Here is a 14,206-nt window from a genome sequence, read left to right as displayed (position 1 = left end):
GGATAGATAAAAGAGGTTTGGTATGAAATCTTACCGAGAATCCATTTTTGGGAAGCTGGGAGGTCAAGAGATTCTGGCTTACACTTTTGAAAACGATCAAGGCTATCGACTGACAGTCATGAACTACGGTGCGACCGTCGTCCAGTATGTCACTCCTGATAAGGATAATCACTTTGACAATATCGTCGTCGGGTTTAATCGGTTTGAGGATTATATTGGAAACAGCCCTAAGCACGGAGCCAGTATTGGTCCAGTTGCTGGACGTATTGCCGGAGCAACTTTTGAGCTGAATGGCCATACCTTTCAGCTAGAGGCCAATAATGGCCTAAACTGCAACCATAGTGGATCAAGCGGCTGGGATAGTGCGGTTTTTGAGGTGGAGGAAGTCAGCAATGACGGGCTTACCTTTTATACAGAGCGGAGTGACGGAACTGGTGGCTTCCCAGGCAATCTGAAAATCTGGGTTTCCTATACCCTGACAGAGAAGGGCAAGCTGGAGATTTCTTATCAGGTCCAGACAGATCAGGATACCTTGGTCAATCCTACTAACCACAGCTATTTCAACCTGTCTGGTCGTTTCAATCAGCCCATTAATTACCATATCCTTCAGCTCAATACCGGTGGTGTCTATCCTATCGCAGCTGACGGCCTTCCTGAAAAAAAGGCTGATGCAGAGCGCGACTTTGTTAAGAAGCTGATTAAAGGTGCTGCCCTTAAAGAAATTTTCGATGCGACCGATGAGCAAATTCAGCTGGTATCTGGCTTGGATCATCCTTTTGCACTAAGCCCAAGCCGAGACCAGGCAGGCACGCTCTATCATCCAGCATCGGGCCGCTGCTTGACTATTGAGACTCAGGCGCCCTGCCTAGTGATTTATTCAGCGAATTGCGTGGATGATTCGGTTCAATTTGATGGACAGCCTATGATTCAGCATAATGGCTTGGCTCTGGAAGCCCAGGCACTACCGGATGCCATTCACAGCAGCCAACAGTCGGATGTCATTCTCAAGGCCGGTCAGATTTTTACCAGCAGGACAGTGTATTTTGCTGATGTAAAAGCAACTTTATAAAGAAACAATCGCGAAAGAGCACAGAAAACGGCAGTACCTCCTTCTGCCGTTTTTCTTTGTCCAGTTTTCAGCGACTATGTTTTCAGTAGCTAATCTTGAGCAAGGAAAGAGCCTCCACAATCAAAAGCAAAATCTTTTTTGCTAACTGAATTTTACTTTAAGTTTTTCTTAAGCTAAGGCTGCTATACTTATTTTTATCAAATGAAGCCCCCTAACTTTGTTTGATAATCCTAAACTTTTTCATAATAATCTCCCATAAAGGCCACCCAATCCGGTGGTCTTTTTTTGCTCAAATTTTAGAATAAGACAGGAAGTTTATCGGATTGTAACTCAAATGTTAAATTTTAAAGGATGCGTTATACAAAGTTAAGGTTTCTTTAAGTTAAGGGCAGTATACTATGAGTATCAAATGAAGACCTCCTAACTTTATTTGATAGAAATCCTAAACTTTTTCATAATAATCTCCCATAAAGGCCACCCAATCTGGTGGTCTTTTTTTGTGTTCAGACGTGGATTAGATTTGCTTCCTCTGCCTTATTTTCTGCTATAATAGTTCTATGAGTAGAATTTTAGATAATGAATTAATGGGTGATGAGGAATTAGTGGAGCGCACCTTGCGTCCCCAGTATTTACAGGAGTATATCGGTCAGGACAAGGTCAAGAACCAGCTGAAGATTTTTATTGAAGCGGCTAAGCTAAGGGATGAGGCGCTGGATCACACCCTGCTTTTTGGCCCTCCAGGTCTGGGGAAGACGACCATGGCCTTTGTCATTGCCAATGAACTAGGTGTTAATCTCAAGCAAACTTCAGGTCCGGTGATTGAGAAATCTGGTGATTTGGTTGCAATCTTAAATGACCTTGAACCGGGTGATGTCCTCTTTATAGATGAAATTCACCGCTTGCCAATGGCAGTAGAGGAAGTGCTGTACAGCGCTATGGAAGACTTTTACATCGACATTATGATTGGCTCAGGTGAGACCAGTCGCAGCGTCCATCTGGATTTGCCGCCTTTCACTCTGATTGGGGCGACCACTCGGGCAGGCATGCTGTCCAATCCTCTGCGTGCTCGCTTTGGGATTACTGGTCACATGGAGTATTATAAAGCTGGCGACTTGACTGAAATTGTCGAGCGGACGGCAGAGATTTTTGAGATGGATATTACCCACGAGGCTGCGAAGGAGCTGGCTCTGCGTAGCCGAGGTACACCGCGAATTGCCAACCGTTTGCTCAAGCGGGTCCGGGACTACGCGCAGATTATGGGGAATGGCCTGATTGATGATAAGATAACCGACCGGGCTCTCTCCATGCTGGATGTGGACCAGGAAGGGCTGGACTATGTGGACCAGAAGATTTTGAAGACCATGATTGAGGTCTACGGTGGCGGTCCCGTGGGGCTGGGAACCCTCTCGGTCAATATTGCCGAAGAGCGTGAAACAGTGGAGGATATGTACGAGCCTTACCTGATTCAGAAAGGATTTGTCATGCGAACTCGGACTGGGCGCGTGGCTACCCGCAAAGCCTATGAGCATCTAGGATATGAGTATATGAAGGAATGATGACAGAAAAGGAGATTTTAGACCAACTAGGTCAAGATCCAGACATCCGAGCGATTTTGGAAATTATTCGCAGTCTGGAGCTCAAGGATTCTTGGTTAGCGGCTGGATGTGTGAGGAATTTTATCTGGAATATGCTGTCAGAGCGACCAGGTTTTGACTCAGAGACGGATGTAGATGTCATTTTCTTTGATTCGAGTTATGCCGAGGCAGAGACGATAGAGCTGGAAGCCAAGCTCAAGGCAGACTGGCCACAGTATCGATGGGAGCTCAGAAATCAAGCCTATATGCACCGGCATAGTCCTGGAACGGCACCTTATAAAAATGCTTGCGAAGCCATGAGTAAGTATCCTGAGCGTTGCACGGCTATCGGCCTGCACTTACTGGAAAATGACAAACTGGAACTTTTTGCTCCCTATGGTTTGGAGGATATCTTAAACTTTCAGGTCAGACCGACTCCTCATTTTCTTGAAAATAGGGAGCGTCAGCGTGTCTATGCTGAGCGCTTGGCTAAGAAGAATTGGCAGAAACGCTGGCCGCAGTTGGAATACCACTATCCTAATAAATGGGTATAGGCTAAGAGTAAAATGTTTAAGTTGTTTTAAGGAAGTTTTAAGGAATGGATATTATACTATAAGCAAGTTAAGAAATTAACTTAACTCCTAAAACTTTTTTCTTTTTAAAAAATAATCTCCCTACAAAAAGCCACCAAATGGGTGGTTTTTTTGCTATTTTTAGACATGAAAGGGGCGGGGCTTGTCAGTTTTCAACGAGAATCAGGAAACTGTAAACGATTCAGGGCTAGTTTTTGCCATTATTTTGTTATAATAGATAGCGAGGTATTGTATGAAGAAAATTGTATTTGTATGTTTGGGCAATATCTGCCGCAGTCCGATGGCAGAGTTTGTCATGAAGAGTTTAACAGACCAGCTGAAAATCGAGAGCCGGGCAACCTCAAGCTGGGAGCACGGCAATCCCATTCATCGGGGGACACAGGGTATTTTTAAGAAATATGCCATTTCTTATGATAGGAACAAGACTTCTCAGCAGATTTCGACAGCGGATTTTGCGGATTTTGACTATATCATTGGTATGGATGAAAGCAATGTCCGAGATTTGAAACGGATGGCGCCTGAAGATTTTCAGCATAAAATTTATCAGTTTGAAGAAGAAAGTGTACCAGATCCTTGGTACACAGGAGATTTTGACCAAACCTATGATTTGGTCTTGGCTGGCTGCAAGAAGTGGCTAGAGCGTTTGGATGGATAGGAATATGGATAAAGTAAAAGAATTTTACGATAAATACAAGGTCTATCTGACCCGGCAGAATTTAGAACTCTTGGCTGTAACGGTCATTGTACTGTCAGCTATTCTGGTCTTTACTTCGGGAATTCCAGGTAAGGGCGTTTTAACGCTGGATCAGGGCAAGATCAAGTATGACGGGACCTTGGTTCGCGGGAAAATGAACGGTCAGGGGACTATGACTTTTCAAAATGGGGACAGTTATAGCGGTCAATTTCGCAATGGCATTTTTGACGGCAAAGGGACCTTTACCTCGAAAGCTGGCTGGAAATATGAAGGGGACTTCAGCAAGGGTCAGGCTGATGGACAAGGAAAGCTAACGACAGAGGGCAATGTCGTTTATGAAGGAACGTTTAAACAAGGAATTTATCAAAATGCGCATTAAATGGTTTTCGCTCGTCAGAATCACGGGGCTGCTTCTAGTTCTACTTTATCATTACTTCCAGGGCATTTTCCCTGGCGGTTTTATTGGCGTGGATATCTTCTTTACTTTTTCTGGTTTCTTGATTACTTCTCTGCTGATTGACGAGTTTGCCAAGAAGAAAGAAATTGATATCCAAGGCTTTTTCAAACGGCGTTTTTATCGGATTGTACCGCCTCTGGTCTTTATGATTTTGGTCGTTATGCCCTTTACCCTCTTGATTCGTAAGGATTTTGTGGCTGGGATTGGGACGCAGATTGCGGCTGCCTTGGGCTTTGTGACCAACTTTTATGAAATGCTGTCTGGCGGCAGTTATGAGAGTCAGTTTGTACCGCACATCTTGATTCATACTTGGAGTCTGGCTTTAGAAGTGCACTATTATGTTCTTTGGGGTTTGGCTGCTTGGGGCTTGGGCAAGATTGCTAAGTCAACGGCCCGCTATCGCGGTATGATTGCGCTGGTTTCAGCAGGTCTCTTTTTGGTCAGCTTTGTATCAATGTTTGCTGGCGCTTTGACCGCTAAGAATTACTCTGATATTTATTTCTCAAGCTTGACCCACGTCTTTCCTTTCTTTGCAGGAAGCATCTTAGCTACCTTGTCTGGTGTCGGTCATGTCAGCAGTCGCTTTAAGATGCTGGAGCAAAAGCTGACTCTCAAGCAAGTGCTTGGAATTATGGGGGGCAGCGCAGCTATTTTGCTTTTGCTCAGCTTCCTGCTCAAGTTTGACAATCTTTGGACCTACCTGGTAGGATTCTTGATTTCAACTATCTTGGCCTGTCTGATGATTTTGGCTGCTAGGATGCTGCATGACAAGCTTCCTGATGTGAAGGAGCCTAGCATTATCAACTTTATCGCAGATACCAGCTATGGTGTTTATCTCTTCCACTGGCCATTCTATATTATCTTTACCCAGCTGATGAGTAACGGCTTGGCTGTTCTCTTGACCACGCTACTGTCTCTTACTTTTGCAGCCTTATCTTTCTATATTTTGGAGCCAACTCTGGCTGGTCGTCAGCCGGTTATCATGGGAACCAAGATGGATCTATCGTCTCTTACCAGACCAATCTTTTACAGCATGATTCCGCTGACTTTGATTATGTTCTTTATCTCGGTGACAGCACCAAAGGTAGGAGCTTTTGAGGAAAGTTTGATTGTCAACGCTCTGAATCAAGCAGACACTAAGATGCAGACAACTCGAAGTCAGGTTGATCAGTCCAAGGCGACTGAGTACAATGTGGCGGACGGGATTACCATGATTGGTGACTCGGTTGCCCTCCGCTCAAGCGATCAATTGCAGCAGATCTTGCCAGGAATCGAGCTAGACACTGTCGTTAGTCGCAGTCTGAGTACAGGCTTAGAGGTCTACAAGACAGATATTGCTAATAGAGTGCTGAAGAAGCAGGTTGTCCTGGCTCTCGGAACCAATTCGTCCGGTTATTCGAATGAACTTTTGGATGAATATGTTTCCAGCCTGCCTAAGGGGCATCAACTGATTCTCGTGACCCCTTATGACGGTCGCTCAGAGGGCGGTGTTTTAGCCCAGCAGCGGGAGTATGAGCTGGAATTAGCCAAGAAATACGACTATGTTTTTGTGGCTGACTGGCATCAGACCGCTATCGAAAATCCTCAGATTTGGGAAGGGACAGACTATGTCCACTTTGGCTCAAACTCAGAGTCCATCATTGAAGGGGGAACTCTCTATGCAAATACCATTAAGCAAGCCATAGATGAAGCAAATTCTGGCAATGTGAAACCATAAATTCCAAAAGGAGAAGCAATAATGGGACAAATTAAATCAAGCGCCATTTCAGCTGGCTCTGCTATCAGCGAGATCGTTGGAGTTGATACTAGCAATACACAAAATCAACAAGTCGAATTTTCCTATACAACAGGGATTGCTGGAATGGAAGCTGGCCGTCAGGCCTGCAATCAAATGCTTCAGGCTGTCGGTGACTTCAGCTCTGCTGTTTTGACTCAGGCCAATAAATTTCCAGAAATTGCTGCAAAAATTGAGAAACGCGATATAGAGGAAGCCAAGCGCTGGGAGAGTTGAGATGGAAGCAGATAAAAGCGAAAAAGAACGCCAGGCACTTTACGAAAAAATCCTCAAAGTTGACCAAAAAGAAGACGAATTTATGACGATGAAACGTCAATACGAGATTTCCCTGGCGAATTTTGCGACGGATTTCCAATACTTGACGACCCGAATGGAACATCTACTTTATGAACACCCTCAAAGCTCTGCTACCCTCAGTCGTGATTTATCAGAAACTCAGTATCTTAACCGACAGGTTAAGAACTATGTGGATGTTCAGATGGATGAACTTGGAAAGCTCAGTCGTCAAACAAGAAAGACTATGGAAGAAGAGCGAGACAAACTGACCAAAGAAAGGAATAGTCTGCCATGGGAGTAAAATATAGTGCAGCAGATTCAGCCCAGCTTATCCAAGCGATGACCGGCAACCTTCAAGCAGCCAATCAAGTGACCGATCGTTTATCTAGTGGCTGCGACCATCTGATTGCCTCTTTAGAGTCGGGTGAGCTGCAGGGAGCGGCTTATACAGCGGGGAAAGGCTTATTTACTGAGGTAATCATCCCTGCCATCAAGAAGCTACAAGAGGCTATTGATGATATTCAGGGAGAGCTTGCTTCCTATAAAAGTGCTGATTCCGAGGTGGCTGGATATGGCGAATTGGACTTGGATCTACTGAAGGAACAGCTGAAAATAAAAAATGAGCAACTGGCAAAAGTAGAAAAGCAGATTGCAGATAATCAAGATTTTTTCCGTAATGCAGGAGCTCTGCTGACAGGTAAGTTGGGAGACCTTTTATCTCAGACATCTGCTTTAATGGAAGTTGAAACTCAACTAAATATCGGTATTCGAGAAATTCAAGAAAAAATAGACAAACTGGAATGGTTTGTGGATCAGGTATCCCAGTATTTCACAGATAGTCTGCAGGTTTTGGGTTTAGCTATCCAAGGAGCGACGCAGCTTAGTCAGGTATTGGTAGACAGTGAGGGTAATTACTCTACTGATGGTATAGATATGAGTTGGTCTACTAAGATGAAGGCTCAGAAGATTCAGACTATTTCGAAGAAAAAATATCTAGAGCCTAAAGAACGATTGATTCAAGAAGCTTCTCGGAATATGATGCTATCGGATGAAGGGGATGCCTATTATCGTAGTCAACTCAAGGAAAAGTTAAAGGGGAAACCGCGTTCAGAATGGGATAAGATTGTTGATGATTATAATCATACTCTAAAGATTGACAATGAAGGCAATATAATTGATATTTTTGATTTTAGAGCTTATAAGGATCGTCATTATCAAAAAGATGATAACTTTTCTGTACTAAAAAATGGAAAGTATGATAGTGCTTATACGAGAATGGTCAATGAAAAATACCAAGAACTTATTCAAGAAAATTTTGAAGCTAATTCTGTTGACTTGGCTAAGGGAGTAGTAGAAATTTTAGCTGGTCTTGGTATTTATGCTGGTACTTCTCTAGGAGCAGCTTTTGCTTTGGAGTGGGCTCCACTAACTGGAGGTGGCTCGGCGCTAGTAGCAGCAGCAGCTGTAGAAGCAGGGTATATTACTGCAGAAGGCCTAGTTGTAGATGGGACTTTGTCAGTTGCTAGAACTCTTTATGAAATTGATACAGCGAATTTAGGAGTTACCCTCAGTGCAGCTAGTAACTATAACAGTTGGCAGGCCAATAAACCGACGAGTAAGACCATTTCTGGCAGAGGTGGTAAACAAATTGAAGCCCGAGTAGGAAATCGAAAAGTGAAGCTTCGTGTAGATTGGGAGCCAACGAGTGGTTCGAATGGTGATGGAGTTTTCCAGGTTCAATCTGGAAGTGGAAAGTCGGGGTATTCACTTAACGAATCTATAGATGTTAATAGTATATCCAGCAAAACAGATATATTGGATTGGGTGAATAAAACTAAAAAGATTAAAAACCTAGATAAAAGTGTAAAAAGTGAAATTGTAGAAAGAATCTGGAAAGGATACCGAGACTATTACGGAAATTAGGTGAAGTGTATGAGATTATATATAAAAGGTGATTATACTAGAAAAGTGTCATTTGGCTACAGAGAACTTGCATGGAAAATGTGGTTTAAAGAAAGAAATGGTCAAAAAATAAGTTTCTCAAATGTCGGGGATGATGAGATGTTGCAAAATGACTTCTATTTATCTTTGCGGTTAGATAAGTGGGGAGCAAGTGGCTCTCGTTGGAAAGATGCCAAGGTTAAAGGTGGCAGTGCAATAAATTCCCAAAAATATGAAAATATTGATTTGGATTATGAGGGAAGTTATGAAAGCGACGGTAGAGAAAAGGGAAAATATCTAAGAATCGCTTCTAATTATTTGGATGTTTTAACAGTTGATAAGCGTGCTATGTATATTATGGCGCTTGAAATTGCAATTGCTATTGATGGACAAATCAGTGAAGATGATAAGAAAACATGGCTAACAGTCGAGGAATTCAAGGAAAAGCACCAAGATATCTTATCTCTAACCTTTGATGAAGCAAATGAGATGAGCCTGGAAGAAATTCAGACGATTGATGCTATTGACGATCCCATCTGGGAAGAGTTGGATAGAAAACGCGAAGAATATATCAAAATACATGGTGAACGTGTTTATGATGACGATTGAGATTATTAAAAATGGGAATTAAGGTTCATCTTTTATAAGTTTATAAAGTAAAGATCAGCTCGGTTCGTCCGAGCTTTTTATATTTAAATAAAGAAAACGCTTTCATATATTATGTGAAAACAAAAGTATGTGAAATCTTTAAAATGTAAAAAATTTTTTCACAATAACTAAAAGAATAGACTGTAAAATAAGCGGATTTGTTATGTGTTTCACAAATTAATAGAGAAAAGTTTGTGAATGTTAATTGAAAGTGTTTACAAAAATCATTAAATGGGTTATAATTGAATTGTGAAATATTTAACAAAGGTTAGTGTTCTTCGTCTAACCTAAGGCAAAACCATTGGAGGAATAGAATGGCTGAAAAGAAGAAAACGGTAGAACAAGAAGACAAGGCTTTGGCAGCGCAAAAGCATGTCGATGAATTGGTGCAAAAAGGTCTGGTTGCACTAGAGGAAATGAGAAAGCTGAATCAGGAACAGGTGGACTACATTGTAGCCAAGGCCTCTGTAGCAGCTTTGGATGCTCACGGGGAGTTGGCCCTGCACGCTTATGAAGAAACAGGACGCGGAGTTTTTGAAGACAAGGCAACGAAAAACCTTTTCGCCTGTGAACACGTTGTGAATAATATGCGCCATACGAAGACTGTTGGCGTTATTGAAGAAGATGATGTAACTGGTTTGACCCTGATTGCGGAGCCAGTGGGTGTTGTCTGCGGTATCACACCGACTACCAACCCGACTTCAACAGCGATTTTCAAATCTTTGATTTCCTTAAAAACACGTAATCCGATTATCTTTGCTTTCCACCCATCTGCACAAGAATCATCTGCCCATGCAGCGCAAATCGTGCGTGATGCTGCGATTGCAGCAGGTGCGCCTGAAAACTGTGTGCAATGGATTACACAACCATCTATGGAAGCAACTTCTGCACTTATGAACCATGAAGGGATTGCAACAATCCTTGCGACAGGTGGTAATGCAATGGTGAAGGCAGCTTACTCATGTGGTAAGCCAGCTCTTGGGGTTGGTGCCGGAAATGTACCAGCTTATGTGGAAAAATCAGCTAATATACGTCAAGCAGCGCACGATATCGTTATGTCTAAATCCTTTGACAATGGTATGGTCTGTGCTTCTGAGCAAGCCGTTATCATTGACAAGGAAGTTTATGATGAATTTGTAGAAGAGTTCAAATCTTACCATACTTACTTTGTAAATAAGAAAGAAAAAGCTCTGTTGGAAGAATTCTGCTTCGGCGCTAAGGCAAACAGCAAGAACTGTGCTGGTGCTAAGCTCAATCCGGATATCGTTGGTAAGCCAGCCACTTGGATTGCAGAGCAAGCAGGCTTCAGCGTGCCAGAAGATACGAATATCTTGGCCGCAGAGTGTAAAGAAGTTGGTGAAAAAGAGCCATTGACACGTGAAAAACTGTCACCTGTCATCGCTGTTCTCAAGTCTGAATCTCGTGAAGACGGTGTTGAAAAGGCCCGTCAAATGGTAGAATTCCATGGTCTTGGTCACTCAGCTGCTATCCATACAGCGGACGAAGAGTTGACTAAGGAATTTGGTAAGGCTGTTCGTGCCATCCGTGTTATTTGCAACTCACCTTCTACTTTCGGCGGTATCGGGGATGTTTATAATGCCTTCCTGCCATCACTGACCCTGGGCTGTGGATCTTATGGTCGCAACTCAGTTGGTGATAACGTTAGTGCTGTGAATCTCTTGAACATCAAAAAAGTAGGAAGACGTAGAAATAATATGCAATGGATGAAACTCCCTTCAAAAACTTACTTCGAGCGTGACTCTATCCAATACCTGCAAAAATGTCGTGATGTGGAACGTGTCATGATCGTTACAGACCATGCGATGGTAGAGCTTGGTTTCCTAGATCGTATCATCGAACAACTCGATCTTCGTCGTAATAAGGTTGTTTACCAAATCTTTGCAGACGTAGAACCAGATCCAGATATCACAACTGTTGAACGTGGTACAGAGATTATGCGTACCTTCAAACCTGATACAATTATCGCACTTGGTGGTGGTTCACCAATGGACGCAGCTAAAGTAATGTGGCTCTTCTATGAGCAACCAGAAGTGGACTTCCGTGACCTTGTGCAAAAATTCATGGATATCCGTAAACGTGCCTTCAAATTCCCATTGCTTGGTAAGAAGACTAAGTTTATCGCGATTCCTACAACATCTGGTACAGGTTCAGAAGTAACACCGTTTGCCGTTATCTCTGACAAGGCTAACAACCGCAAGTATCCAATTGCTGACTACTCTCTGACTCCAACTGTAGCCATCGTAGATCCAGCTCTGGTACTGACTGTTCCAGGATTTGTCGCAGCAGACACTGGTATGGACGTTCTGACTCACGCCACAGAAGCTTATGTATCTCAGATGGCCAGCGACTTTACAGATGGTTTGGCTCTCCAAGCTATTAAACTAGTCTTTGAAAATCTGGAAAGCTCTGTTAAGAATGCTGACTTCCACTCTCGCGAAAAGATGCACAATGCCTCTACTATCGCTGGTATGGCCTTTGCCAATGCCTTCCTGGGAATTTCCCACTCTATGGCCCATAAGATTGGTGCTCAGTTCCACACCATCCACGGTCGTACAAATGCGATCTTGTTGCCATACGTAATCCGCTACAACGGTACACGTCCAGCTAAGACAGCGACATGGCCTAAGTACAACTACTATCGTGCGGATGAGAAATACCAAGACATCGCTCGCATGCTCGGCTTGCCAGCTTCTACTCCAGAAGAAGGTGTTGAATCATTTGCGAAAGCTGTTTATGAACTGGGAGAACGTGTCGGTATCGAAATGAACTTCAAGGCTCAAGGTATTGACGAAAAAGAATGGAAAGAACATTCACGCGAATTGGCCTTCCTTGCTTATGAAGATCAATGCTCTCCAGCCAACCCACGCCTTCCAATGGTTGACCACATGCAGGAAATCATCGAAGACGCATACTATGGCTACAAGGAACGCCCAGGACGCCGCAAATAAGCGAGCAGCTTCCTCAATTAAAAATAAGACAGTTTGTCGGTCATCCCCTGCCCTTTGGTAGGGGATTTTTTTATGTGTCTTAGCGAGGCAAGACCTCTGGTCGAAGCTGAGCTTAGAGACATGGATGCTGAGGAGCGGAGCGATGTGAGCTCTAGGTCTCTTAACGAAAGGCGCTTGCTGGGGTAAAAAGACGTAAACCTTCTGATTACTTGTGATTAAGTGAGCTTTTGTGCTAAGATAAGAGGACAATGGAAAAAGGAGAGTAATGTGATTGTTTTATCTTTATGGGCTGGGCTGTTGAGTGGTCTTTGCTGGTTATTGGGGGATATTCTGCTGGTTGGCTTTGAGGTAGATAAGGAGAGTTATGACTCTTTTACGGAGCAGAGTCGGATTGGCAATAAGAAGCTGGCTATGCTGATGCTGTCTGGCTCTGTCGGTCGGCTGCGCCTGGGCGCTTTGGTGGCTAACTTCTCAATCCCTCTTATGTTAGTTTCGCTTTATGCTCTCTTTGGTTTGACAAATAAGGGCTTGTGGGCCTATCTGTCAATAGCCTTGTTAGGGATTGGATTCGCCCTGTCGCCGGTGGCCCATGTGGCCTTTTACTACGTTGGGATCATTAGTAAAAAGGCTTATAAACGAAGCGGCGGACTGGTCTGCTCAGACGAAGACAGCGGGCTTATCAATGAAGCAGTGCTCTTTCTAGATATAACCTGGCGGACAGCTATCGCTCTGACTGGTCTAGGATGGCTCGTTTACTCACTGCTAATAGTTGCCGGTCAGACAATATTGCCTGCTTATCTGGGGCTGCTGACGCCTTTGCCGCTCAGTCTGCTGACTATCTTACTGGTAGAAAAGCTGAGAATCGGACGCCCCTACCTTAACGGAGCTGGCCTAAACATAGGTCTCAGTTTCTTCTATTTGCTGCTCCTGCTTCATATAGCTTCTTAGGCAGTGAATCGGTAAAATTTCAGGGAATTTATATATTAACCTATTGAAAACTTCCTCTTTCTATGGTATGATGAAAGAGGTTTCAAGAATCGTTGGGAGGATAAGACATGAAAAACCCTACTTTACTTAAAGAAATGTTACATTATCACGGAAGAGATGAAATGCCCGACGATTTTGATACCTTTTGGGAAAAAGCTATGGTGGTGGCTGCTCATTGGTATGCTACTGACCTATCTCCAGATATGAGCTTTAAAACAAGCTTGTTTAGCATACGGTCTGAGAGGTTTTTATTCTTTCAGGCTGGAAGTCTACAAAACTGCTTCCCCCTAGGACTAGGCAATCGCCTAGTTCTTTTTAGTTGTAGAAAAATGTTGGAACAACCACGAAAAAAATAAATATTTTAGCTATATTCGTCTGTATAAGTTTCAAACTGAGATAAAAAAAGTAATACCCGAAAAGAAAGTACTTTCTAAAAGTAAAACCATATTGAAACTAATTACAATAAATGTTAAGATAATAAATGTAAAGGCTTACAATAAATAAGTAAGGAGGATAGGAATCAAATGGAAGAGTTGAGACATAAGTTGATTGTGTCGTGTCAGGCTCTACCAAACGAACCATTACATAGCGACTTTATCATGGCTCGTATGGCAGTGGCGGCCAAAGAAGGAGGTGCTAGCGGAATTCGGGCTAACTCGGTTATAGACATCAAGGCTATTAAAGAAGCGGTGGATTTGCCAGTTATTGGGATTATCAAGAGAGATTATCCAGATGCCCAAGCTTTTATTACACCAACTATGATAGAAGTAGATGAGCTGATGGAAGCCCATCCGGAGATTATCGCTTTAGATGCGACAAATTCCAGCAGACCTCAAGGAGAGAGTTTAAAAGCATTTTTCCAGAAAGTGAAAGAAAAATATCCTCAGCAGCTTTTGATGGCTGATTGTTCAACTCTTGACGAGATGCTGGAAGCTGATCGAATGGGATTTGATTTTATCGGAACAACCTTGGTGGGCTATACTAGTCAGAGCGAAGGAGATAAGATTGAAGCCAATGACTTTGAAATCATCCGAAAAGCTTTAGCTGAGATTCAGCACCCTCTGATTGCTGAGGGGAATATTGATAGTCCTGAAAAGGTGAAAAGAGTTCTAGAGCTGGGAGCCTTTAGTGTGGTAGTAGGATCTGCCATTACACGGCCGCAGCTGATTACAAGGAAGTTTGCAGACGCAACGAAAGAATAGA

General features: G+C 43.2%; 14 protein-coding genes and 1 pseudogene. All 15 read left to right on the top strand.

All coding sequences use genetic code 11. From position 1 onward, the window contains the following. Positions 1-22 precede the first annotated feature (22 nt). The 15 genes and pseudogenes from K1J09_RS07905 to K1J09_RS07840 all read left to right on the top strand — a co-directional run bounded on the left by K1J09_RS07905 (position 23) and on the right by K1J09_RS07840 (position 14,205). Positions 23-1,069 (top strand): aldose epimerase family protein, encoded by a 1,047-nt coding sequence (locus tag K1J09_RS07905; protein WP_223323767.1) that lies wholly within the window; start codon positions 23-25, stop codon positions 1,067-1,069. Positions 1,070-1,626: 557 nt separating this feature from the next. Continuing rightward, positions 1,627-2,625 (top strand): Holliday junction branch migration DNA helicase RuvB, encoded by a 999-nt coding sequence (gene ruvB / locus K1J09_RS07900; protein WP_223323766.1) that lies wholly within the window; start codon positions 1,627-1,629, stop codon positions 2,623-2,625. Beyond that, positions 2,622-3,197 carry a nucleotidyltransferase family protein gene (locus tag K1J09_RS07895; RefSeq protein WP_223323765.1) on the top strand — a complete coding sequence of 192 codons (576 nt, stop codon included), beginning with the start codon at positions 2,622-2,624 and terminating at the stop codon, positions 3,195-3,197. Before ruvB ends, K1J09_RS07895 begins: the two co-directional genes overlap by 4 nt. Positions 3,198-3,468: 271 nt before the next feature. Beyond that, positions 3,469-3,891, top strand: coding sequence for a low molecular weight protein-tyrosine-phosphatase (locus K1J09_RS07890; RefSeq protein WP_223323764.1), 423 nt, complete (start codon positions 3,469-3,471; stop codon positions 3,889-3,891). Further along, positions 3,884-4,309, top strand: a complete 426-nt coding sequence (locus K1J09_RS07885; RefSeq protein ID WP_223323763.1) for an MORN repeat-containing protein — start codon at positions 3,884-3,886, stop codon at positions 4,307-4,309. The genes K1J09_RS07890 and K1J09_RS07885 overlap by 8 nt, the downstream gene beginning before the upstream one ends. Next, on the top strand, positions 4,299-6,104 hold the full coding sequence (locus tag K1J09_RS07880) for an acyltransferase family protein (protein WP_317627845.1): 1,806 nt from the start codon (positions 4,299-4,301) through the stop codon (positions 6,102-6,104). The genes K1J09_RS07885 and K1J09_RS07880 overlap by 11 nt, the downstream gene beginning before the upstream one ends. A gap of 21 nt (positions 6,105-6,125) precedes the next feature. Continuing rightward, the gene (locus K1J09_RS07875) at positions 6,126-6,398 is read left to right on the top strand and encodes a TIGR04197 family type VII secretion effector (protein ID WP_223323761.1); all 273 of its coding nucleotides are present in this window, start codon (positions 6,126-6,128) and stop codon (positions 6,396-6,398) included. 1 nt (position 6,399) lies between these two features. After that, positions 6,400-6,759 carry a cingulin gene (locus tag K1J09_RS07870; protein ID WP_223323760.1) on the top strand — a complete coding sequence of 120 codons (360 nt, stop codon included), beginning with the start codon at positions 6,400-6,402 and terminating at the stop codon, positions 6,757-6,759. After that, complete coding sequence (locus K1J09_RS07865; RefSeq protein ID WP_223323759.1) at positions 6,750-8,381, top strand: LXG domain-containing protein; 1,632 nt, start codon at positions 6,750-6,752, stop codon at positions 8,379-8,381. The genes K1J09_RS07870 and K1J09_RS07865 overlap by 10 nt, the downstream gene beginning before the upstream one ends. 9 nt (positions 8,382-8,390) lie before the next feature. Beyond that, a complete protein-coding gene (locus K1J09_RS07860) occupies positions 8,391-9,008 on the top strand; it encodes a hypothetical protein (RefSeq protein WP_002894422.1) in 618 nt (205 codons plus the stop codon). Positions 9,009-9,361: 353 nt separating this feature from the next. Continuing rightward, the gene (gene adhE / locus K1J09_RS07855; RefSeq protein WP_223323758.1) at positions 9,362-12,016 is read left to right on the top strand and encodes a bifunctional acetaldehyde-CoA/alcohol dehydrogenase; all 2,655 of its coding nucleotides are present in this window, start codon (positions 9,362-9,364) and stop codon (positions 12,014-12,016) included. Between the two features lie 81 nt (positions 12,017-12,097). Further along, positions 12,098-12,202 (top strand): annotated as a pseudogene (locus tag K1J09_RS11855) (shikimate dehydrogenase); the annotation flags it as partial. Positions 12,203-12,283: 81 nt separating this feature from the next. After that, entirely contained in the window at positions 12,284-12,964 is a 681-nt protein-coding gene (locus K1J09_RS07850) for a DUF6796 family protein (protein WP_223323757.1), read from the top strand. A gap of 107 nt (positions 12,965-13,071) precedes the next feature. Continuing rightward, entirely contained in the window at positions 13,072-13,359 is a 288-nt protein-coding gene (locus K1J09_RS07845) for an acetylxylan esterase (protein WP_223323756.1), read from the top strand. Positions 13,360-13,527: 168 nt separating this feature from the next. Then, positions 13,528-14,205 (top strand): N-acetylmannosamine-6-phosphate 2-epimerase, encoded by a 678-nt coding sequence (locus K1J09_RS07840; protein WP_223323755.1) that lies wholly within the window; start codon positions 13,528-13,530, stop codon positions 14,203-14,205. Position 14,206 lies beyond the last annotated feature (1 nt).

It is taken from the genome of Streptococcus sanguinis (assembly GCF_019928825.1).
In the GTDB taxonomy this organism is placed as follows: Bacteria; Bacillota; Bacilli; order Lactobacillales; family Streptococcaceae; genus Streptococcus; species Streptococcus sanguinis_L.
Note: the sequence above shows the minus strand (reverse complement) of the source record. Positions and strands in the feature narration are given on the sequence as shown.

Bases quoted from the DNA above. Each gene is read 5' to 3' on its own strand.
- K1J09_RS07845 (WP_223323756.1), top strand. From the start codon at position 13,072: ATGAAAAACCCTACTTTACTTAAAGAAATGTTACATTATCACGGAAGA.
- K1J09_RS07875 (WP_223323761.1), top strand. From the start codon at position 6,126: ATGGGACAAATTAAATCAAGCGCCATTTCAGCTGGCTCTGCTATCAGC.
- K1J09_RS07885 (WP_223323763.1), top strand. From the start codon at position 3,884: ATGGATAGGAATATGGATAAAGTAAAAGAATTTTACGATAAATACAAG.
- adhE (WP_223323758.1), top strand. From the start codon at position 9,362: ATGGCTGAAAAGAAGAAAACGGTAGAACAAGAAGACAAGGCTTTGGCA.
- K1J09_RS07895 (WP_223323765.1), top strand. From the start codon at position 2,622: ATGATGACAGAAAAGGAGATTTTAGACCAACTAGGTCAAGATCCAGAC.
- K1J09_RS07905 (WP_223323767.1), top strand. From the start codon at position 23: ATGAAATCTTACCGAGAATCCATTTTTGGGAAGCTGGGAGGTCAAGAG.
- K1J09_RS07860 (WP_002894422.1), top strand. From the start codon at position 8,391: ATGAGATTATATATAAAAGGTGATTATACTAGAAAAGTGTCATTTGGC.
- K1J09_RS07865 (WP_223323759.1), top strand. From the start codon at position 6,750: ATGGGAGTAAAATATAGTGCAGCAGATTCAGCCCAGCTTATCCAAGCG.
- K1J09_RS07870 (WP_223323760.1), top strand. From the start codon at position 6,400: ATGGAAGCAGATAAAAGCGAAAAAGAACGCCAGGCACTTTACGAAAAA.
- K1J09_RS07890 (WP_223323764.1), top strand. From the start codon at position 3,469: ATGAAGAAAATTGTATTTGTATGTTTGGGCAATATCTGCCGCAGTCCG.
- K1J09_RS07840 (WP_223323755.1), top strand. From the start codon at position 13,528: ATGGAAGAGTTGAGACATAAGTTGATTGTGTCGTGTCAGGCTCTACCA.
- ruvB (WP_223323766.1), top strand. From the start codon at position 1,627: ATGAGTAGAATTTTAGATAATGAATTAATGGGTGATGAGGAATTAGTG.
- K1J09_RS07880 (WP_317627845.1), top strand. From the start codon at position 4,299: ATGCGCATTAAATGGTTTTCGCTCGTCAGAATCACGGGGCTGCTTCTA.